The sequence below is a fragment of the Caulobacter sp. BK020 genome (assembly GCF_004342605.1).
GTDB lineage: Bacteria > Pseudomonadota > Alphaproteobacteria > Caulobacterales > Caulobacteraceae > Caulobacter.
Genome location: NZ_SLZL01000018.1, coordinates 35,388 through 55,555 on the forward strand (window position 1 = coordinate 35,388; position 20,168 = coordinate 55,555).

Genomic DNA, 20,168 nt, shown 5'->3' on the forward strand with positions numbered 1-20,168 from the left:
ATGACCGCTCCCATCAAGCCCATCCTCTGCGTCGTGACCAGCCACCCGATCCGCGGCGACAGCGGCGAGCCGACCGGCTTCGCCATGGTCGAGCTGACCCATCCCCTGGCGGTGTTCGAGGAGGCCGGCATACCGGTCGAGATCGCCTCGATCCGCGGCGGCCACCCGCCGATCGACTTCTTCGACCTCTCCGACCCCGTCAACGACCGGTTCTGGAAGGATCGCACCTTCCGTGATCAGTTGGCCAATTCCCTGATCCTCGCCGAACTCAATCCGTCCCGCTATTCGGCCGTGTTCTTCGCCGGCGGTCACGGCACGATGTGGGATTTCGCCGACAGCGCCGCTGTCCAGCGGGTCATTTGCGACATCTGGGAAGCCGGCGGCGTCGTTTCGGCCGTCTGCCACGGTCCCGCCGCCCTGGTGAACGCGACCCTCTCCGATGGCGGCTTCCTGGTCGCGGGCAAGAAGGTGGCGGCCTTCACCGACGAGGAGGAAACCGAGGTCGGCTACACCAAGGTGGTGCCTTACCTGCTAGCCAGCACGCTCAAATCGCGTGGCGCGCTGCATCAGCCCGCGCCGAACTGGACGGAGAAGGTCGTGGTCGATGGCCGGCTCGTCACCGGACAGAATCCCGCCTCGGCCCACGGCGTTGGCGTCGCGATCGTTGAGCTGCTCAAGGCCCAGGCCTGACGCGACGACTGGATCAGCCTTGGGAAAGGCCTTGGGCCATGAAGATCATCGGCATCGAAGAACATGTTCTCCCCGCCGAAGTCGGACGGGCCTGGACGACCATTCCTGGGGCTGACGACGGCACGTCGGCCCTCAACACGCCCGTCATCGAAGAGCGCCTGGCGGATCTCGGCGACAAGCGCCTGGCGCTGATGGATGAGACGGGCGTGGACGTTCAGGTCCTGTCGCTGACCACGTCAGGCCTCAACAATCTCGGCGCTCATGGCGTGGATCTCGCGCGGCGGGTCAACGACCTGCTGTCTCGCACCGTCGCCACCAACCCTGAGCGTTTCCAGGCGCTGGCGGTGCTCCCATCGGGCGCGCCGGACGCCGCCGCCCTGGAGCTACGGCGGGCCGTCGAGGATCTGGGCTGCAAGGGCGCGATCGTCTACGGGCGAGTCGGCGACAGGAACCTTGACGATCCGATCTTCGAGCCGACGTTCGCCTGCGCGGCCGAATTGGGCGTTCCGCTTCTGATCCATCCCCAAATTCCCCAGAAGAGCGTTCGGGACGCCTGCTATTCGGGCTTTGGCGAACCGATCGATCTTGCCTTGTCGACGTTCGGCCTGGGTTGGCACTACGAGGCCGGGCTGCAATTCGTCCGCATCGTGCTTGGGGGCGTCTTTGACCGCTACCCCGGGCTCCAAGTGATCCTGGGCCACTGGGGCGAAGTGGTGATCTTCTATCTGGAGCGACTGGCCATGCTCGACCGGGTGTCGGGCCTGAAGCGGCCGTTCATCGACTACGTACGCCGCAACCTCTACCTGACCGCCAGCGGCATGTTCAGCGCGGCCTACCTGCAACGCGCGATCGACGCCGTCGGGGTCGAGCGCATCCTGTTCTCGACCGACTTTCCCTACCAGTACCGAACGGGCGGCGACGCCCGGCGTTTTGTCGACGGCCTGGCGCTCGACGACGCCGACAAGGCCCTGTTCGCGCATGGCAACTGGCAACGGCTCACCGCCCAGGTCCAATCCCCATGAAATCCTTTATCGCCCTCATCGCCGGAGTCGCCGCCATGGCCGCCTCGACCGCCCAAGCCCCGCAGCCCAATGTCGCCGGCCGCCGCGTGTCGCCCGAGCAGGTTCGATCTGTCGCCCCGGCGCTCGAACAGCACACCCAAGAGCGGCTCTATGGCCAGGTGTGGACACGCTCGGGTCTGGGCCGCCGTGATCGCAGCCTGATCACCATCGCCGCGCTGATCGCTCGTGGAGAAGCGCCAGCGCTGGGCTACTATGCGGACCAGGCGCTCGAAAACGGCGTCAGGCCGCGTGAGATCTCCGAGACGATCACCCACCTGGCCTACTACGCGAGCTGGGGCAAGGCGATGGCGGCGGTCCCTCCCGTCGGCGAGGTGTTCGCCAAGCGCGGCGTCGATGCGGGCCAGTTGCCGGCCGCCTCGCCCGCCCTTCTACCGCTGGACCAAGCCGCGGAGGCCCAACGCGCCAAGACCGTCGGCGACCAATTCGGCGCCGTAGCGCCCGGGCTAGTCGATTACACGACGGACTATCTGTTCAAGGACCTGTGGCTTCGCCCGGACCTTGCGCCGCGAGACCGCAGCCTGATCACCGTGGCGGCCCTGATCGCCTCCGGTCAGGTCGCCCAGATCACCTTCCACCTGAACCGTGCGATGGACAACGGCCTCACCCAGGAGCAGGCGGCCGAGGTCATCACACATCTGGCCTTCTACGCCGGATGGCCCAACGCCATGTCCGCCCTGCCCGTAGCCAAGGAGGTCTTCGCCAAGCGCGCCGAGGCCGCGGCGCGCGATTGATCGGAAGGGAACCGGAAGCATGACCAAGAAGTCTCTGATGCTCTTTGGCGCGGGCGTGCTGACCGCAACGCTTCTGGCCGGCTTGGCCCCGCGAGCCGACGCCGCGCCAAGCGCGGGCAAGCCGATGGTGCGCATCGCCGAGCTGGAGATCGATCCGGCGCAACTGGACGCCTACAAGGCCATACTTGCGGAGGAACAGGAGGCCTCAGTCCGGCTCGAGCCGGGCGTGCTGATGCTGCACTCGGTGCAGATCGCCGAAGACCCCGCACAGATCAGGCTGCTGGAAGTCTATGCCGATCATGCGGCCTACGAGGCGCACATTCGCTCGCCACATTTTCTGAAGTACAAGACCTCGACTGAGAAGATGGTCAGGTCGCTGAAGCTGGTCGAAACCACGCCGATCCTGCTGTGCGCCAAGTCCAAGGGACGCGCGGGCGGGCCCGTGACCTGCCTGTGAACCATCGGCGCAAAGCATGGCGCCAGAAACTGTCCCCATGCTGATCCATAGCTGAACCTCTTCCGCGAAGAGAAGAAAGCCGGTTTGGCTCAGATCGAAGGCGAGCACCCCTAAGATGCAGCGAATTCAGTATCACCGCTACGGCGGTCCCGATGTCATGCGCCTGGAACCGTTCGAACTTACGACGCCGGCGGCGGGCGAGGTCGCCGTCAAGGTGCGGTTCGCGGCCGTCAATCCGATCGATTGGAAGTTGCGCAGCGGCCAGATGAAGATCGTTACCGGCAACGCCTTCCCGCGCGCCATGGGCATGGATTTCGCGGGGACCGTGATTGCTGTCGGCGAGGGCGTGACGCGCTTTGCGCCAGGTGATCCTGTGTTCGGCTTGGCGCCGTTCAAACAGACCGGCGCCTTGTCAGAAGGCGTGATCGCCAAGGCCTCGGCCTTGGCCAGGAAGCCCGACGAGGTCTCGTTCGAGCAGGCCGCCTGCCTCGGCACGGCCGGTGTGACGGCCTGGAACGGGCTGGTCGACAAGGCTGGCGTGACGGCTGGCCAGCATGTGTTCATCAACGGTTGCGCCGGCGCGGTTGGCGAGGCGGCTGTCCAGATCGCCCGGATGCGCGGCGCCACGGTGTTGGGCAGCTGCAGCGCGCGAGATATCGATCGCGTCCGCCAGCTTGGAGTGGAGACCGTCTTCGACTACCGGGCGACCAGCCCGGCCGATATCGCAGCACGGTTCGACATCGTCTACGACACAGCTGCGTCCATGTCTGTCGCCGAGGGTCTTGGCCTGTTGCGCAAGGGCGGCGTCTTCATCGACCTCAACCCCTCTCCCGGCAAATTTCTGGCGGCGGCCTTCAATCGGCGCCTTAAGCTGGTGATCTGCACGCCGCGCCCCGATGTTCTCGACGCGCTAGCTCGCGCAGCGGTGGCGGCGAACTTCCGCCTGCCGATTGGCGAGATCGCGCCGCTCGGCGAAGCGATCAACCTGATCACCGCGCTGGAGACCGGTCGGAAACTGGGCGGCAAGGCCGTGATCCGTATGGACTGACCATGTCCCGAAGCCATCGATTGTTCGATCTGCTGCAAGTGCTGCGCCGACACAGAGGAACGGTGTCCGGGGGCGCGCTGGCGCGCGAGATGGGCGTGTCGCTGCGCACGATCCGCCGCGACATCGCCACGTTGCAGGCGATAGGCGCGGAGATCGATGGCGAACCGGGCGTGGGCTACATCCTGCGTCCAGGCTTCATGTTGCCGCCCCTGGCGTTCACTGAAGAAGAGCTTCTGGCGCTCGCGGCCGGGGCGCAGTGGGTCAGCAACCAAACCGACCAGGCCTGGCGCGCGCGGTGCAGAACGCGATGGCCAAGATCCACGGTGTCCTGCCGCTGAGCCTTCGGCGGTCGCTGGACGATGCCACCTTCTACATCGGTCGTGACGCCTACGCCGAAACCGGCGTTGATCTGGCGCGCGTACGGCTGGCGCTGCGCGAGCAACGCAAGATGCGGCTGCCGGCCTAAGCCTTACGAACCACGTCGCGCCCCCGCGTTCTTTCGAGCTTGGCGAGCAGCCGATTGTAGGTCGACTGCCGTATCGGCCGTCCATCACGCAGGGACCGCCAGGTCGTCTCGCTTACGCCCAAGACCTCCTGCAGCCAGACCTTGGTCACAGCAGGCAAAGCCCTGCGAAGGACCAGGACCTTCTCTTGATCAACGAGCACCATGGTCATGTGTCAGCCTCCAAGATGCGCGGTTAGGCGGGCCAGCGCCGCAAAGAGGCCTGACCAATTGGCGCTGAATGTCGCGCGCGGCATGGATCTCTCCGGTTTCCATTGGCTTCCACGATGCGAGCCTCGCGATTTACCGCTTCCGCCGCGGCGATAGAGCGGTCTTAGTTCTGTACGAAAACGTTTTCTATAGCAATCAAAATTGGTCAGGCCTCTTTCTCGCAGACCGATGCCTGGACGCTTGCGAAACGGGGGATTCAGCGCGAGGGCGGCGCGGCCGACTGACGGGGAACCAAGCGATAGTCGAGCTTGCGGTCATGGACCCGCGCGCGGAACCTCTTATCGCCAAAGCCGGCGATGAGCATGTCCACCGCAGCCTCGGCCATCTCCGCGATGGGCTGGTGAACCGTCGTCAGCGGCGGCCAGGATGTTTGCGCCGCCAAGGAATTGTCGAAGCCGACGACCGAGATGTCTTCCGGCACGCCAACCCCGTGCTTGGCCAAGGCGGCGAGCGCGCCGATCGCCATCTCATCATTGCCGGCGAAGATGGCCGTCGGCAGCGCATCCAGGGCCAGAAGCGTTTCGACCGCGCGAAAGCCCGACGCTCCGAAGAAGTCGCCGCGAACGATCCAATCGTCCGGAACCGTGGCGCCGCATTCGCACATGGCGGCCAGGTAGCCCTCGCGTCGACGCACGGCGGCGCGGTGGTCGGTGGGGCCGCCGATGAAGGCGATACGGCGGTGGCCCATGTCCCACAGTCGCAGGGTCTGCTCCCGAGCGGCCTCCTGGTCGTCGATCCAGACATAGGGCGAACGCTCCAGCTCGCTGTTGGGTGCCAGGCGGACATAAGGGACGCCCGCGTCCTCGACGGCGGCCAGCAGGCGAGGATCGTCGCAGAGCGGCGGGGTCAGGACCAGACCGTCGAAGGCGGCGTCCCGCAGGATCTCCCCCAAGGCTTCGGGCGTGATGACGCCTTGAGGCGTCTCGATCTGCTCGACGACGAGATGGTAGCCGGCGCGGCGACAGGCGTTCATGGCGCCAAGCTGGACCTCTCCCACATAGTGGTAGCCGCCGAGGCGTAGAAATATGACGCCGATCAGGTAGCTGCGCCGTCCCGACAGCGCGCGCGCCGAAACGTTCGGCCGATAGCCGAGGCGGTCGACGATCTCCAGGACCCGGGTCCGGACTTCGGGTCCCGCCCCCTCCCCCCGATTGAGGACACGGGAGACCGTCGCGATCGACACGCCCGCCTCGCGCGCGATGTCGATGATCGTGACGCCCTTGTCCTTGCTCTTCCCCATCGCCCAACCTCTAGCAGGAATTGCCGCCCGGACGAGTCCCCTTGCCGGGCCGCCCGCGCCAACAAAAAGGCGGCGCGCCAGCCAAGCGCGCCGCCGGTCGCCGAGGCGACGAGGGTTCCCGGGGACAAAGGGGGCAAGTCCCGGGAGGGCGCGGCCCGATCGGCCGCGCTGAGCGTGTCGGGCTAGAAGCCCATCCGTGCGCGCAGGCCGAAATAGCGCTTGGAGTTTCGCGGGAGCAGCTGGGCGACCGCCCCGGCGTTGGACGAGCCGGTATAGCCGAGCGAGGAGGCGTAGTGCTGGTCGAACAGGTTGTTGACGAACAGGGCCACGCGGTAGTTGCCCTCGTCGCGGCCCGCCACGCCGATGCTGGCGTTGACCACGCCGTAGGCCTTCTGGCGCGAGATTGGCGTGCCCAGGAGGTCGAGCATGACGGCGCTCTGGTGGGTGTACTCCGCGGTCACGAAGCCATCGAAGGGCAGGCCCGGCAGCGCGACGTCATAGACGCCCGCCAGCGAGTATTTGAACTTCGGCGAGTTGGCCAAGGGCTTGCCCGACAGGTCCTGGAAGTTCGAACCGCCCACCGGGCGGCAGCCCTGCGCGAGCGTCTGGTTGGTATAGCAGGGCGCGTTGGTGAACTCTCGGATGGTCGCGTCGGTATAGGCGGCCGAGGCGTCGATGCGCAGGGCGCGCAACGGCTTGGCCGAAACCTCGACCTCGACGCCTTTGCTACGTAGCGAACCGACATTGCTCAGCTGCGGCACGATGGTGCCGTCCGGCTGGGTGACGCCGCCCTGGGCCTGGAAGTCGGTGAAGTCGGTCAGGAAGCCCGTGACATTGAGCTGGACGCGATTTTCCAGGATCCGGCTCTTGAGGCCCAGTTCGTAGGCCTTGCTGGTCTCGGGACGCACAGGCTTGGCCGCGCGCCCGGGATTGAAACCCGTGCTGATGTCGAAGCCCTGGCCCTTGTAGCCCGTCGACAACGAAACATAGGCCATGACGTGCTCGGCCAGGTCCTGGCGCAGCGCCACCTTGTAGGTGACGTGATCGTCCTTGGCCTTGCCCGAGCAGGTCGACAGGCACGAGGCGTTGTTGGCCGGCGGGGTGGCGGTCGGCGTGCGATTGAGGAAGGTCGCCTCGATGACCTCGTGATTGAAGCGCAGGCCGCCATCGACGTGGGTCTTCTCGCCGACGTGGTACGTCATCTGGGTGAAGGCGGCCATGGTCTTGGTGCCCGCCGTCGCCGCCCAGCTGGTCGCCGCGTTGGGGCCGCGCGAGAACGAGCGGTCGGAATCGCCGTCGGCGTAGAACAGGGCGAACAGGTAGTCGAGCTTGCGCGCGCCGCTGGAGACCAGCCGCAGTTCCTGAGTGAAGTTCGTCGAGTGGAACGGGCCGCCGGCCGTGGAGCCGTTGGGCAAGATGCTCGTCGGGTCGGCCGTGTTCAGCAGCGTCGGCGAACCCAGCGTGTCCAGGTCCTCCAGGAAGCGGAAGCGCCAGTCCTGGTAGCTGGTGATCGACACCAGGTTGGCGCCGCCCAGGTCCAGACTGGCGCGGCCGTTCAACATGGTCTGCTTGCTGGTGTTCTTAGGCTCGGTGTCCAGCCGGATCTTGTAGTTGTCGTCGCCCGGCGTGATCCCGACGGCGGAGAGGGCCAGCGGCGCGCCGAAGGCGCTGGCCCCCGGATTGATGCTGCGGAAAGTGCGCACCTGGCCGTCGGTCTTGGTGTTGGTGTGCGAGGCGGTCAGGCTGATGTTGAGCGCGTCGGTCGGATCCAGCTCGAGCCGCCCGCGAACGCCATAGGAGCGGTCGCCGTTCAGCTTGTGGCCAGTGTTGAGGTTTCGGATATAGCCGTCGCGATCGCCGTAGAAAGCGTTGAGGCGAAAGCCCCCCTTGTCGGAGATCGGCCCCGACACCATGCCTTCGACGCGCTTTTCGCCATCGCTGGTCAGGGTTCCCCCGGCCGAGCCCGTCAGGGTCTTGGTCGGCTTCTGAGTGACGATGTTGATGACGCCGGCCGCGGCGTTCTTACCAAACAGCGTGCCTTGCGGACCGCGCAGGACCTCCAGGCGGGCGATGTCGTTCAGGCCGGAGAAGGCCTGGGCCTGCTGTAGCAGCGCCACGTCGTCGACCACGACCGCCACGCTGGGCTCGATGCCGATGCTGAACGAGAAGGTACCGATCCCACGCAAATTGATGCTTCCGCCGGTGGCGTTGGTGTTTTCGGTGACCGTCAGGCTGGGCGAGACGCGAACCACGTCCGTGACCTGAGCGATGTTGCGCGCTTCCAACTGCTCGCTGCTGACGGCGCTGACGGCGGCTGGGACGTCTTGCAGGTTCTGTTCGCGCTTTTGCGCGGTGACGACGATCTCGTCGAGCGCCACGGCCTGGCCGTCCGGCTGCGGCGCGGTCTGGGCCCAAGCCTGGCCGGAAGCCGCGATCATGGCGGCGCTCGCCAGCCAAAGAAGACGCCTGTTCATTTCCCCTCCCAATTTTTTTCACGAACGGTCTGTCCGGTCGCGCTTAATCTGTCTGACCAATTTTTGGGTTCGGGGATGGGGCGTCAACCTCTTTTTGCCTGACAACTCCCGCGATCCGGACCACAATCGAACAGCGCGTCGCCGGGCGCCAGCTTGGCGCGCGCACACAACGCCGACGATGATCGTGGAGACTGGGAATGACGGCTCGCGCAAAGGGGATCGCGGAAAAGACGCGCCCTGCCGAAGACGGCGCCGCGAGCGGAGAGCGCATCTACCAGAGGCTGGCTCAGCATGTTTTCGACGACCTGATCGCGGGGCGCTACGAGATCGGCAGCCGCCTGCCCGCTGAGCGCGAGCTCTGCGCCGAATACGGCGCCAGCCGCCCCGCGGTGCGCGAGGCGCTGATCGCGCTTGAGGTCCAGGGCTACATCGACATCCGCGTGGGCTCGGGCGCCTATGTCCGGCGGCTGCCGGGCCGCGAAGACCACCCCGGATTCGCCATCACCGCCTTCGAGCTGACCGAGACGCGCCTGGCGTTCGAGGGCGAAGCCGCGGCCTTGGCCGCCAATCACATCACCGACGAAGAGATCGCCCGGCTAGAAGGGCTGCTGGACGATATGACGGCCGAGAACCTGCGCCCGAAGGTCACCGAAGACGCCGACCGGGCGTTCCATATGACCATCGCCCAGGCCACGCGCAACGCCGGGATCGTGCTGATGATCGAGGAGCTGTGGCGCCTGCGCTCGACCTCGCCGGCCTGCGCCCTGCTTCACAACAAGGCCCGCAGCGCCAAGATCCGCCCCGTCGTGGCCGAGCACCGCCGCATCGTCGAAGCGCTCAAGGCCCGCGACTCACAGGCCGCGAGGGCCGCCATGCGCGCCCACCTCGCCGCCGTGATGGACCACTTGCTCTTCACGACCGAAGAGCTGGCGCTGGAGGAAGCGCGCCGCGTGGCCGCCGACGTGCGAGCCCGCTTTTCTGCCGCACAGAAAGCTGACTGACCAATTTTTCCAAATTGATCTGGCAGATTTGATTTGAGGCGCTAAGCTCGCCCCAACGCCTCAGCAGGGGGCGATCGGGAGGGCATGGCGATGAGACGACTGCTTCTGGCCACGGCGATGACGGTCCTCATCGCCACCCTCACCACACCGGGAGCCGCCCGGGCCGAGTCGGCGGCCCCACCGACGCGCGCCGAGATGTCCCTGGCCGACAACTGGCGCTTTCGCCAGGATGACGCGCTCAGCGGCGCGGAAAGCCCCAGCTTCAACGACCGCGACTGGCAGCTCGTCGCGGCGCCCCACACCTGGAACCGCGTGGGTCTCTACTTGGCCGGGCCCGAGCACACGCACAAAGCCGAGACCATCAACAAGACCCAGGGCGTGGGCTGGTATCGGCTGGCGTTCGCCGCGCCCAAGCTGGAAGGCCGTCGCGCCTACCTGCAGTTCGACGCAGCCAGCCGCGCCGCCAAGGTTTGGCTGAATGGCGTCTATCTGGGCGAACACCAGGGCGGCTTCTCGCGCTTCCGCCTGGATGCGACCGACGCTCTGCGGGGCGGCCAGAACCTGCTGGCGGTGCGCACCGACAACAGCAAGCCCGCGCCGGGCGCCGCCACGGCCGACATCCTGCCCCTGACCGGCGACTTCTTCGTGCACGGCGGCCTCTACCGCCCCGTCAGCCTCGTCCTCACCAATTCCGCCCACTTTGACATGCTCGATTTCGGCGGCGCCGGCGTCTATGCCCGCACCACCACGCTTTCGCCCGCCAAGGCCGAGATTCAGGTTCGCGCCAAGCTGCGCAATGACCGGGCCGGCGCGCTGAATGCCCGTGTGGTGGTCAAGCTCTATGACGCCGCGGGCCGTCTGGCCGCTCAGGCCGACACGGCCTCGGCCATCCCCGCCAAGGGCGCCCACGAGGCGTTGCTCGCCCTCTCGCTCGCCGACCCGCACCTGTGGAACGGCGTCGCCGACCCTTACCTCTACCGCCTGGAGACGGATCTGGTTTCGGCCGACGGCAAGGTGCTGGACCGGATGACGACGCCCTTCGGCGTGCGCCAGATGGGGTTCGATTCCGACCGGGGCTTTCTGCTGAACGGCAAGCCTTACCGCCTGCGCGGCGTCGGCTATCATCAGGACCGCGAGGGGAAGGGTTGGGCGATCAGCCCCGCCGACGTCGAGGACGACATGGCCACCCTGCGCGAGATGGGCGCCAACACCATCCGGCTGACGCACTACCAGCACGGCCAGGCCATCCATGATCTGGCCGACAAGTACGGCTTCGTGCTCTGGGACGAAATCCCGCTGGTCTCGGCCTGGACGCTTGGCGGCGCGATGGAGCCGACGCCGGCGTTGATCGAGAACGCGCGCCAGCAGCTCAAGGAACTGATCCGGCAGAACTACAATCACGCCTCGGTCGCCAGCTGGGGCATCGCCAACGAAGTCGATTTCGGCAACTCCTTCCCCGCCTTCCTGACTGGCTACAAGGATGGCAAGGCGCCGGACCCGATGCCGCTGCTGAAGTCGCTGAACGCTCTGGCCCATCAGGAAGACCCCGGGCGTCCCACGGCGTTGGCGACATGCTGCGAAGGCCGGGTCTTCGCCGCCGGCGTCGATGTGCCGACCACCGCCGAGGCCGCCGACCTGGGCGGCGCCAACCGCTATTTCGGCTGGTATTTCGGTGCGCCCGACGACCTGGGCCCGCATCTTGACGCCCTGCGCGCCAAGCGGCCGCGCCAGCCGCTGTCGGTGACGGAATATGGCGCCGGCGGCGGGGTGACCATTCACACCGACGACGTTCTGGGCGGACCGATCGACTCGCGGGGCCGCACCCAGCCGGAGGAGTACGAGAGCTACATCCACGAAACCGCCTGGGCGGCCCTGTCGCAGCGCCCCTATCTCTGGGGGACGTGGCTGTGGAACGCTTTCGACTTCGCCACCACGATCCGGCACGAGGGCGACGCCGACGACATCAACACCAAGGGGCTGGTCACCTATGACCGCAAGATCCGCAAGGACGCCTGGTACTTCTACAAGGCCAACTGGGCGACGACGCCCACGGTCCACATCAATGGCCGGCGCTATGTCGATCGCGCCTATCCGGTTACCGACGTGCGGGTTTATTCGAACGGCGCGACGACCGAGCTGACGCTGAACGGACGTTCGCTGGGCTCGCGCGTCGACTGTCCGCAGCGGATCTGCGTGTGGCCGGCCGTGCGCCTGGCGCCCGGCGAAAACGTCCTGGTCGCCCGCGCCGACTTCGGCGGCCGGCCCGTCGAGGACCGCATCACCTGGAGGCGCCCGGCCGATCCGGCCGCGCCGTTGCGCATCGACGCCGGCGCGATCGTCGGCGCGGGCAAGACCACGACGTTCGGTTCGGACGCCTTCTTCAAGGGCGGCGAGGCTCAGTCGGCCAATACGCCGGCCGACTACGGACGTCCCGCCGCGCGGGCCCAGATCAGCGGGACCGACGAGATCGACGTGGCCGCCAGCTATCGCCAGGGCCGCTTCGCCTACGCGGCGCCGGTCGCGCCGGGCCGCTATAGCGTGAGCCTGACCTTCGTCGAACCCAAGCTGGCCAGTGGCGAGCGGCGCTTCGACGTCGTCGCCAACGGGGCGCACGTGCTGGCCGACCTGGATGTTTCAGCCGAGGCCGGCGGTCCGCTCAAGGCGTTGAAAAAGACGTTCGAGGCCTGCGTCGGCGACCAGGGCCTGATGCTGGAATTCGCCCCGACCAAGGGCGAGGCGATCGTCTCGGCGATCGAGATCTCTTCCCTGCTCGCCTCCAAGCCATAGACCTGCACGAAATCCCCAACGGCTCGGCGTGCCCCCCGCCTTGATCGCCGAGCATTGCGCCCTGATCCAGGTCACTGCTGAACCGTACTGCGACAACCTCGGTCAGGAGGCGCGCTGACCCGCGCCGCCAGCCCGCTCTGCGCGAAGCGCTGGAGGTTTCCCCCTCTCTGTTGGGGCGGCGCCGACGCGCCATTTCCGGACATTGGCCCGTCTCCAGAAATCGGACAGTCGGCGTTCAACTGAGCCTCCTGGAAGGCGCTACGAACAGGTCACGCCCGCACTTCCCGATAAAGCTGTATATGCTCCGACGCCCCCGACCGCCACCTTCCTGTGCAACATCAGTAATATAGACTGGTGAAGCTTGACCTTGAGCCAACCTGACGCTCACATGAACATCTAGGGGTTGATCAGGTTGCATCATGCGAAAACGTCGTCTCCGGGTCCTCAAGCCCGGTGGAAAACAGATCCGTGCCGAGGTGCATCTCTATTTCTTCGACGCAGGCGGCCAGACGCTTCACCAGGAGGCCATGCCCGTCGGCCAAGGCTGGTTCGAGTACGAAGACGATCCTGCCCTGGACGCATGCTGGGCCTTCGCCATCCCCAAGGAGCCGGGGTACTGGACCAGCTGTGTCCAGTCGTTCCGGGCCCTGCCCGAGGTGTGGTGCGCGCCGATCAAAGTCTCGGGTCACAGCTGGTGGCATCAAATGCTCGGCACCGACCATCTGGCCAATCCCAATCGCGGTGCCGGGCTGCGGATAGGCGTCATCGACGCGGGTTTCACGCCAGATGAGTCGCTCAGGCACGTCAAAAGAATCGACGACGACGGCGGCGTGGTCGATGAGGATCCCGACTTCTGGATCCACGGTGAGGCCGTCTGCAGGATCTTGTCGGACAGGATGGCGCCTATTTCCTGCGCCCCCATGGCGCCGGGGGCGGAACTTCTGTTCGCCAGCGCGACTTATTCTGATGAGGACCTTCTGAACGAGGATTTCATCTTCCCGCTCTCAGACAACCTTCCCCAGAGTCATCTGGATCCAGTCCTGATCAACAACGCGATCTTCGACATGGCCGTTTCCAACCAGGTGGACATCATCAACCTCAGCGCCGGCGCGGTCGAGATGAACGAGGCCGACGAAAGTGCGATTCAGGCGACCATCGCTCTAGCGCGCAAGCACGGGGTAACGATCGTCTGCGCCGCCGGCAACGAACCGGCCGATCGCGCCGACTTCCCAGCCCGGCTGGACGACTGCATCGGCGTAGGCGCGTTCGGGCTGGTGGACTGGGGCGCGCGGGGCAGCATGCCGCGGGACTATTCATACGGCGAAGAGAACCCAACGGGAACATGGCAGGGCAAAAAGGTTTTCCATTGGGGCGAAAGCGCCTATGGTGAAGGCGTGGATACGATCGGACCAGGCGTCGGCATTCTCATCGCTCGATCGGGGAAGCCGACTTACGACCTGACGGGAACGTCGTTTTCGGCGCCGATCGTCTGCGGGGCCCTGGCCGTTGAATTGGCCGCCGACCCAACCTACTTGGGGATGCCCCGTGACCACTCACGAACCCTCTACGCCGTGGAACGACTAAAGGCCCTTTGCAAGCCTTCCGGAATGCCGGAGGCTCTCGAAGGTGCCGGAATCGTCGCTCCGAACATAAAATCTTAGCTTTGCTGACGTACGAACGGCAAAGGACGGATTGATGACCCAACTCATCATCACCATGCGCGAAGACCTCGCCGAACGGTTCGCCAAAGACCGTAAGGGGTTCGACTTCGCTTCGATTTTCGCTCCGTTCCAGAGCCTGAAGCTGATCGGCCGGCCGGGCTACAGCACCCGCGTGTGCCTCGATGAAGCCGAGGTTCCGAAGATCAAGGCCGCTCTGGCGCGTCAGTTCATCGTCGAGGACGACTTCGTTATGCAGGTGCTGGGGACCCGCGCATCGGCCCGGCCCGCGCCTAGAGTTGTAAGAAAACAAGCTCGCTAGCCACGTCCGCGACGACCGGCTTGGCCTGTCCGCCCGCGCGTTGGCTCAAGGGGCGCAGCCCCTCGTTCCCGAACGGGAACCGCGGCTTGAACCCGCACAATCCAAAGAACGGCGTGAAGCCTTTTTCGGCGTCCACGAGATAGCCGATGGCTGACTGCTTCTTGGCGCCGATCTCGATCGATGCATCGGCGAGATCGATAGCGTCCACCGCACCGAGCGCCTCGAAGGTGATATTGGCCTTCTCGGCGGAAGAAATGGCCATGATCGACCGCTTGGCGGGGATGAGATCGGTCACCACCACCCAATTGGACTGGAAGTTGCCCAGCGCTTCGAGCGCCTGGCCGAGTGCGCGCTTATCCTCAATGGCCTGATAAGTGCAGCCGGCAGCGTCCAGGAAGACGGTGTTGGCGCTGCCGAATGCAACCTCCAGCTTGGCCTTGCCCCCCGGCCCCTTGCCCTTAGCCTTAAGGACGGCCGACACCGAATTGGACGAGGTGAACTTCTTATGGCTCTCGTTGTCGTTGGTTTGCGCGACCCAGGTCACGCCCAGGCTGGTCAGAGAGCCGATGCGCTCGAAGTGCTGCCCCCTCAGCAGGCCATAGTCGCCCAGCGCCAAGGGACGCGACGGCTCCCAGTTGGCGTAGTAGCCCAGCTTCTTACGCGCCGCCCGCGTGTAGATGGTCTGAATCGCGTCCATCGCCCCTTCCCTCGATCACCGCACGTCCGGCGCGAATGCCAGAGCTCGCCTTCAGCGAGAAGCCCGACAAGCGATCGTGCGCGCTCGCCGCAGCGTATCGTTGTTCCTCGCCTGGGTCGTTGAAGATCACGATCTTGATCTCGCCCCGCTGCGCGATCTTGATGGCGAGCTAGATTGCGCGTCAAGACGACCAATCACATTGGCCAGACGGCACGGCTTTCGGCCGAAGAACTTTGACGATCGGCGAGTTCGCCTAGACGGGATTGGCGAGATCTGCTGACGTCTGTCACCGAGTGCCCTCAATTCGCTCCGCAGCGCTTGGCCTATATGCTCAGCGTTGAGCAGCAACATCGCGTCGAGCAGGCTCGCGGCAGCCGGCTGATCGGCGTCCTTGAACTGTCTGATCCAAGACTTGCCGGTTGGTGTCTCGGAAAGCATCTGCAGGCGTCGGCGCATTTCGGCATCGTAGAAGCCGCGCCCCGCTATGCCTACTGCCTAACAGCTTTGCGGCGCGGATACGGATGCTGCGGAGAACTATGAGTGCCGCTGGCAATTTCGCGGACCAAACGACCGACCGCAAAGGGTGACCTATGACGCCGCACGCGACACCAGCCCTGCGCGCCCTTGCGGCGCCGTTAAGTTATCAGCACCGCCAAGCCTTACCCCGCCGCTGAGCGGCAGTTCTTGTCGATGAACTGCTGATGACCGGGGAGGCCATTCACTCGATCCTGGATGCTGGTGCGAACCTTGGCCAACCGCAGCTTCAGCTCGTCCTCCGACAGCAGGTCCGCCACCGGGTGGTGATCGACGGGCGTCAGGCCCTGGCCCATCAGCACCGCGAACCAGCTTTGTTCCTTGAACAGTTCATGGTGCACGACCATCGCCTCCCCGCGCGTGCGGAAAATCTCCAGCCGCGTCGCCAAGCTGTCGGGGATGCTCATCGATTTGCAGTAGCGCCAGAAGGGCGTGTCCTCGCGCTCGGTGATCTTGTAGTGGGCGATCAGGAAGTCACGGATATTGACGTAGTCCGCCTCCATCTCCGCATTGTAGCGATCGGTGATCAGCGGATTGAAGCCCCCCTTGGGAAACATCGCCAGCAGCTTGGAGATGCCCACCTGCACCAGGTGGATGCTGGTGCTTTCCAGGGGTTCCATGAAGCCGCTCGCTAGGCCCAGGGCGACGCAATTGCCGATCCAGGACTTGCGGCGGCGGCCCGTGACGAAACGCAGGATGCGCGGTTCGGCCAGGGGCGCGCCGTCCAGCCGGGTCATCAGCAGCCGGGCGGCCTCGTCCTCGCTGATGAACTGATCGCAGAACACGTAGCCGTTGCCGGTGCGGTGCTGCAGCGGGATGCGCCACTGCCAGCCCGCTTCGCGGGCGGTGGCGCGGGTGTAGGGGACGGGATCCTCGACCTTGGCGCAGGGCACGGCGGCGGCGCGGTTGACCGGCAGCCAGTGGCTCCAGTCCTCGTAGCCAGCCTGCAGCGTTTCCTCGATCAGCAAGCCCCGGAAGCCCGAGCAGTCGATGAACAGGTCGCCGCGGATCGCCTGGCCATCCTTCAGGAGCAGGCTCTCGATCAGGCCGCTCTGGCCGTTCCGCTCGACCTTGACGACCTGCCCTTCGGTCCGGCGAGCTCCGCGCTTCTCGGCGTAGCGGCGCAGATAGGCGGCATAGAGGCTGGCGTCGAACTGGAAGGCGTAGTTGATGTTGGGCAGGCCAGGGGAGCGACCGTCGCCGGTGCGCCCGAACTTTCCCTGGCGGGCGGCCTCGGTCTCGGCGTTGAAGCGGCCATGGTCGGTTCCACCGCCCGCCTGCATCCAGCGCAGCCAGTAGTGGTTGAAGTTGATCCCGTCCATGTCCACGCCGAACTGGCCGAACGGGTGGAAGTAGCTGTGGCCCTCGCGGCGCCAGCCGGCGAACTCGATGCCCAGCTTGAAGGTGGCGTTGGTCTCGCGGACGAATTCGTTCTCGTCGATGCCGAGCACGCTGTTGAACATCGTGATCATCGGGATCGTGGCCTCGCCGACCCCCACCGTCCCGATCAGCTCGGATTCGACTAGGGTGATCGTATAGGCCTGGGTTCCCATCACCTTGGACAGGGCGGCCGCGGCCATCCAGCCCGCCGTGCCGCCGCCGACGACGACGATGTCTCGAATCCGTGCGGGTGGCGTCGGGAGAGCGGGCATCGGGCGACCTTCAGAACGAGGCGGATGAGGGCGGGGGCGCGAACAGTTCCAACTGGGCCTCGATGGACGGCATCTCGCGCACCTCCGCGGCGATGAAGCCCAGCATGCGCTGGAAGCTCTGGATCTGCTCCTCCCTCGGCATGGCGTCGGCCTGGGGGTCGTGGCCTCGGGGGATCAGGCCGTGGCCGATCAGGATCGAGATCCAGTTCTCCTCCTGGAACGTCTCGTCCTCGTAGAGCGCCACCGCGCCCCGGGCGGCGAACAGGTCCAGCTTGTAGGCTAGGCCAGGCGGCGGCTCGGCGGCCCGCGCCCCGTCCCAGAACGATTCGTCGAGGCGCTCGTTGAGCCGGTAGTGGGCGATCTGGAAGTCGCGGAGGTTCCGGGCGTGGGACAGCACGGCCTCGTTGTAGGGGTGGGCCTCGAGCAGGTTGTCGGCGTCCACCGGGAAAAGAGTGATCAGGTGCGAGATCCCCAGGTGGATCATGTGCAGCGGCGCGGCGTCCAGCGGCTCCAGGCAAGCGGCGGCCTCTCCGATGGCGACGCAGTTGCCGGTCCAGGGCGCGGCCCGGCAGCCGGCGGCGAACGGGCTGACCACCGCATCGCCCAGCGCCATGCCGGCCAGCACCGAGGCGGTCCGCGCCATCTCCTCGTCGGAGATGCGCCGCGAGTCGTAGGCCGCGACAACCGGCGTGCGGTCCTGCAGCGGGAACATCCCCATCCAGCCCGCGCCGAAGGCCGAGATCCGGCTCATCGCCGGCAGCGGCTTCAGGCGCGGGCCCGAGGCGGCCAGGATCCGGTCGCAGGGAAACCAGGAGGACCAGGATTCAAATGGGACCTCCAGCGCCCGGCCGGCCAGCACCGCGTCGGGGCCCGAGGCGTCGACGAACAGGTCCGCAGCGACGCTCGTCCCGCCGTTCAGGGTGACCGAGGCGACGCCGACGGGGGTGCGCGCCACGCGATCCAGCGTTCCGGCCACGCGCTGCGCCCCGGCCGCCATCGCCTTGTGGCGTAGCAGCCGGACGTAGGACTGCGCGTCCAGGTGATAGCCGTTGCGCGCCTTGGAGAAGCTGTCGGTGGCGTCGTTGTGGACGATGAACCGGCCGTGCTTGGCTGCCGCTGCGCCCAGCGAGAAGTCCTCCAGCGCCACGTTCAACCCTTCGGCGCGGGCCTTCAGCCAGTAGTGAAGGAAAGGGATCTGGCGCAGGGCCGCGCCCTGGCTGTCATAGGCGTGGACGAACGGCGGGCGCGAACGCGACCAGTTGGCGAATTGCTGACCCAGGGCGTAGACGCCCGAACAGGCGGCCAGCACCTCGGACTCGTCGAGACCCAGGAGCCGGTGGAGCCCCTCCAGGGCCGGCAGGGCGATCACCGCGTCGACGGCCCGTAGGGCGGAAGGCAGTTCGACGACCGTGACGCTGACGCCTTGGCGGCCGAAAGCGCGCTGCAGGGCCAGGGCGGTCAACCAGGCCGAGACGTCACGGCCGACCACGGCGACGCTGCGGATCGGCCGGCTCACGACGCGACGCCTTCCCGCAGACGGACCGCGGCGGGCGAGGCGCAATAGTCGTCAACGAAGGCGGCATGATCGCTCATGCTCCGGGCGGCCAGCGCGACGCTGTCGCGCAGCGCGTCCATCTCGGCGACGATCCGCTCATAGGGCAGGTTGTCGACCAGCGGGTCGTAGTGGGCCGGGCGCAAGCCCTGGCCGACAAACACCGACAGCCAGCTGGGCGGGGCGAACAGCCCCTGGCCGTACTTGTGGATGTGGCCCCGGTGCTGGAACAAGCTCATCCGTCGGCGCAGCGATTCCGGTACGTCCATCTCGCGGCAATAGGTCCAGAGGGGCGCGTCGTCGCGGGTATTGGCGTGGTAGTGCAGGATCAGGAAATCGCGCACCCGCTCGTACTCCACGTCGACCAGCCGGTTGAACTCCTCGACCAGCGCCGGGTCTATGGTCCTGGCGGGCATCAGCTTGAGCAGATTGGTGATGGCGACCTGGATCAGATAGATGCTGGTGCTCTCCAGCGGTTCCAGGAAGCCGCTGGCCAAGCCCACGGCGACGCAGTTGCGATGCCAGGACTTCTCCCGCCGGCCGGCCTGGAAGCGCAGCGGCCGTGGATCGTCCAGCGCCGCCCCGTCCAGGTTGGCGAGCAGGGTCGCCGCCGCCTCGTCGTCGCTGATGAAACGGCTGGAATAGACGTAGCCGTTGCCGGTGCGATGCTGCAACGGGATGCGCCATTGCCAGCCGGCCTCGCGGGCGGTGGAGCGGGTGTAGGGCGTCAGCGGGCCGGTGCGCTCGCAAGGCACGGCCAGGGCCCGGTCGCAGGGCAGCCACGGCGTCCAGTCCTCGTAGCCCACCTCCAGCGCCTTGCCCATCAGCAGCGACCGGAAGCCCGAACAGTCGATGAACAGGTCGCCCTCGATCACCTCGCCCGAGTTCAGGGTGATCGCGGCGATATGGCCGTCCTGGGCGCGCAAGGTGACGTCGATGACCTTGCCCTCGGTGCGGCGCAGGCCTCGGGCTTCCGAGAACTCTCGCAGGAAGCCCGCATAGAGGTTGGCGTCGAAATGATAGGCGTAGGCGAAGGTCGAGTTAATCCCGCCTTCGTCGGTAGTGGGGAAGTCGAAGCGGTTGAGGCGGCTTGCGACGATCGGCAGGCAGAAGTCCTCGATATCGTCGGTGCGGCCGCCTTGGCGGGCCTTGGTCCAGTACTGATAGAACGGCACGCCGCCCATCGGCTTGCCGTGCACGCCGAAGGGATGGATGTAGGACGAGCCCTTGAAGCCCCAGTCCACGAACTCGATGCCGAGCTTGAACGTGGCGTTGGTCTTGCGCATGAAGTCGGCTTCGATGACGCCGATATATTCGTTGAATTCCTTGATCTGCGGCAGGGTGGCTTCGCCCACGCCGACGATGCCGATCTCGTCGGACTCCACCAGCCGGACCTCGCAGACGCCAGGGCGAACCGCGCCGACCAGGGCCGCCGCGCACATCCAGCCGGCCGTCCCGCCACCGACGATCACCACCCTCAGAGGTGCTGGCATCAAGAAAACTCCGATCC

The 20,168-nt window shown here is 66.3% G+C and carries 18 protein-coding genes; 11 read left to right on the forward strand and 7 right to left on the reverse strand.

The window, feature by feature from the left end:
- The 7 genes from EV278_RS19010 to EV278_RS24495 all read left to right on the forward strand — a co-directional run bounded on the left by EV278_RS19010 (position 1) and on the right by EV278_RS24495 (position 4,474).
- On the forward strand, positions 1-690 hold the full coding sequence (locus tag EV278_RS19010; RefSeq protein ID WP_132094980.1) for a type 1 glutamine amidotransferase domain-containing protein: 690 nt from the start codon (positions 1-3) through the stop codon (positions 688-690).
- A gap of 38 nt (positions 691-728) precedes the next feature.
- On the forward strand, positions 729-1,712 hold the full coding sequence (locus EV278_RS19015; RefSeq protein WP_132094982.1) for an amidohydrolase family protein: 984 nt from the start codon (positions 729-731) through the stop codon (positions 1,710-1,712).
- A complete protein-coding gene (locus EV278_RS19020; protein WP_132094984.1) occupies positions 1,709-2,503 on the forward strand; it encodes a carboxymuconolactone decarboxylase family protein in 795 nt (264 codons plus the stop codon). The genes EV278_RS19015 and EV278_RS19020 overlap by 4 nt, the downstream gene beginning before the upstream one ends.
- A gap of 19 nt (positions 2,504-2,522) precedes the next feature.
- Complete coding sequence (locus EV278_RS19025) at positions 2,523-2,960, forward strand: putative quinol monooxygenase (protein ID WP_132094986.1); 438 nt, start codon at positions 2,523-2,525, stop codon at positions 2,958-2,960.
- A gap of 115 nt (positions 2,961-3,075) precedes the next feature.
- Positions 3,076-4,008: an NAD(P)-dependent alcohol dehydrogenase gene (locus tag EV278_RS19030; RefSeq protein WP_132094988.1), complete on the forward strand. Its 933-nt coding sequence runs from the start codon at positions 3,076-3,078 to the stop codon at positions 4,006-4,008.
- 20 nt (positions 4,009-4,028) lie between these two features.
- Positions 4,029-4,346: an HTH domain-containing protein gene (locus EV278_RS19035; RefSeq protein ID WP_243692264.1), complete on the forward strand. Its 318-nt coding sequence runs from the start codon at positions 4,029-4,031 to the stop codon at positions 4,344-4,346.
- Positions 4,316-4,474, forward strand: coding sequence for a hypothetical protein (locus EV278_RS24495; RefSeq protein ID WP_243692265.1), 159 nt, complete (start codon positions 4,316-4,318; stop codon positions 4,472-4,474). The genes EV278_RS19035 and EV278_RS24495 overlap by 31 nt, the downstream gene beginning before the upstream one ends.
- Here EV278_RS24495 and EV278_RS19040 read toward each other — a convergent pair.
- The 3 genes from EV278_RS19040 to EV278_RS19050 form a co-directional block, all read right to left on the reverse strand.
- Positions 4,471-4,683, reverse strand: a complete 213-nt coding sequence (locus EV278_RS19040; RefSeq protein WP_132094990.1) for a hypothetical protein — start codon at positions 4,681-4,683, stop codon at positions 4,471-4,473. The two genes, EV278_RS24495 and EV278_RS19040, sit on opposite strands and share 4 nt — an antisense overlap.
- Positions 4,684-4,937: 254 nt before the next feature.
- A complete protein-coding gene (locus EV278_RS19045) occupies positions 4,938-5,981 on the reverse strand; it encodes a LacI family DNA-binding transcriptional regulator (protein ID WP_132094992.1) in 1,044 nt (347 codons plus the stop codon).
- Positions 5,982-6,163: 182 nt separating this feature from the next.
- The gene (locus EV278_RS19050) at positions 6,164-8,455 is read right to left on the reverse strand and encodes a TonB-dependent receptor (RefSeq protein ID WP_132094994.1); all 2,292 of its coding nucleotides are present in this window, start codon (positions 8,453-8,455) and stop codon (positions 6,164-6,166) included.
- 197 nt (positions 8,456-8,652) lie between these two features.
- Between EV278_RS19050 and EV278_RS19055 the strand changes: the two genes are divergently transcribed.
- The 4 genes from EV278_RS19055 to EV278_RS19070 all read left to right on the forward strand — a co-directional run bounded on the left by EV278_RS19055 (position 8,653) and on the right by EV278_RS19070 (position 14,223).
- Positions 8,653-9,456: a FadR/GntR family transcriptional regulator gene (locus tag EV278_RS19055; protein ID WP_132094996.1), complete on the forward strand. Its 804-nt coding sequence runs from the start codon at positions 8,653-8,655 to the stop codon at positions 9,454-9,456.
- 90 nt (positions 9,457-9,546) lie between these two features.
- The gene (locus EV278_RS19060) at positions 9,547-12,243 is read left to right on the forward strand and encodes a glycoside hydrolase family 2 TIM barrel-domain containing protein (protein WP_132094998.1); all 2,697 of its coding nucleotides are present in this window, start codon (positions 9,547-9,549) and stop codon (positions 12,241-12,243) included.
- 419 nt (positions 12,244-12,662) lie between these two features.
- The gene (locus EV278_RS19065; protein WP_132095000.1) at positions 12,663-13,904 is read left to right on the forward strand and encodes a S8/S53 family peptidase; all 1,242 of its coding nucleotides are present in this window, start codon (positions 12,663-12,665) and stop codon (positions 13,902-13,904) included.
- Positions 13,905-13,938: 34 nt separating this feature from the next.
- Positions 13,939-14,223, forward strand: coding sequence for a hypothetical protein (locus tag EV278_RS19070; protein WP_132095002.1), 285 nt, complete (start codon positions 13,939-13,941; stop codon positions 14,221-14,223).
- Here EV278_RS19070 and EV278_RS19075 read toward each other — a convergent pair.
- From EV278_RS19075 to EV278_RS19090, 4 genes are all read right to left on the reverse strand, one after another.
- Positions 14,195-14,920, reverse strand: a complete 726-nt coding sequence (locus EV278_RS19075) for a hypothetical protein (RefSeq protein ID WP_132095004.1) — start codon at positions 14,918-14,920, stop codon at positions 14,195-14,197. The genes EV278_RS19070 and EV278_RS19075 overlap by 29 nt on opposite strands.
- A gap of 659 nt (positions 14,921-15,579) precedes the next feature.
- Entirely contained in the window at positions 15,580-17,106 is a 1,527-nt protein-coding gene (locus EV278_RS19080; RefSeq protein WP_132095006.1) for a tryptophan halogenase family protein, read from the reverse strand.
- A gap of 10 nt (positions 17,107-17,116) precedes the next feature.
- Positions 17,117-18,622 carry a tryptophan halogenase family protein gene (locus EV278_RS19085; protein WP_165916707.1) on the reverse strand — a complete coding sequence of 502 codons (1,506 nt, stop codon included), beginning with the start codon at positions 18,620-18,622 and terminating at the stop codon, positions 17,117-17,119.
- Positions 18,619-20,151: a tryptophan halogenase family protein gene (locus EV278_RS19090; protein WP_132095010.1), complete on the reverse strand. Its 1,533-nt coding sequence runs from the start codon at positions 20,149-20,151 to the stop codon at positions 18,619-18,621. Before EV278_RS19090 ends, EV278_RS19085 begins: the two co-directional genes overlap by 4 nt.
- Positions 20,152-20,168 lie beyond the last annotated feature (17 nt).

Excerpts from the sequence above, each read along its gene's own strand:
- EV278_RS19025 (WP_132094986.1), top strand. The coding sequence starts at position 2,523 with ATGACCAAGAAGTCTCTGATGCTCTTTGGCGCGGGCGTGCTGACCGCA.
- EV278_RS19030 (WP_132094988.1), top strand. The coding sequence starts at position 3,076 with ATGCAGCGAATTCAGTATCACCGCTACGGCGGTCCCGATGTCATGCGC.
- EV278_RS19065 (WP_132095000.1), top strand. The coding sequence starts at position 12,663 with ATGCGAAAACGTCGTCTCCGGGTCCTCAAGCCCGGTGGAAAACAGATC.
- EV278_RS19015 (WP_132094982.1), top strand. The coding sequence starts at position 729 with ATGAAGATCATCGGCATCGAAGAACATGTTCTCCCCGCCGAAGTCGGA.
- EV278_RS19010 (WP_132094980.1), top strand. The coding sequence starts at position 1 with ATGACCGCTCCCATCAAGCCCATCCTCTGCGTCGTGACCAGCCACCCG.
- EV278_RS19045 (WP_132094992.1), bottom strand. The coding sequence starts at position 5,981 with ATGGGGAAGAGCAAGGACAAGGGCGTCACGATCATCGACATCGCGCGC.
- EV278_RS19075 (WP_132095004.1), bottom strand. The coding sequence starts at position 14,920 with ATGGACGCGATTCAGACCATCTACACGCGGGCGGCGCGTAAGAAGCTG.
- EV278_RS19080 (WP_132095006.1), bottom strand. The coding sequence starts at position 17,106 with ATGCCCGCTCTCCCGACGCCACCCGCACGGATTCGAGACATCGTCGTC.
- EV278_RS19050 (WP_132094994.1), bottom strand. The coding sequence starts at position 8,455 with ATGAACAGGCGTCTTCTTTGGCTGGCGAGCGCCGCCATGATCGCGGCT.
- EV278_RS19040 (WP_132094990.1), bottom strand. The coding sequence starts at position 4,683 with ATGACCATGGTGCTCGTTGATCAAGAGAAGGTCCTGGTCCTTCGCAGG.
- EV278_RS19060 (WP_132094998.1), top strand. The coding sequence starts at position 9,547 with ATGAGACGACTGCTTCTGGCCACGGCGATGACGGTCCTCATCGCCACC.
- EV278_RS24495 (WP_243692265.1), top strand. The coding sequence starts at position 4,316 with ATGGCCAAGATCCACGGTGTCCTGCCGCTGAGCCTTCGGCGGTCGCTG.
- EV278_RS19020 (WP_132094984.1), top strand. The coding sequence starts at position 1,709 with ATGAAATCCTTTATCGCCCTCATCGCCGGAGTCGCCGCCATGGCCGCC.
- EV278_RS19055 (WP_132094996.1), top strand. The coding sequence starts at position 8,653 with ATGACGGCTCGCGCAAAGGGGATCGCGGAAAAGACGCGCCCTGCCGAA.
- EV278_RS19070 (WP_132095002.1), top strand. The coding sequence starts at position 13,939 with ATGACCCAACTCATCATCACCATGCGCGAAGACCTCGCCGAACGGTTC.
- EV278_RS19090 (WP_132095010.1), bottom strand. The coding sequence starts at position 20,151 with ATGCCAGCACCTCTGAGGGTGGTGATCGTCGGTGGCGGGACGGCCGGC.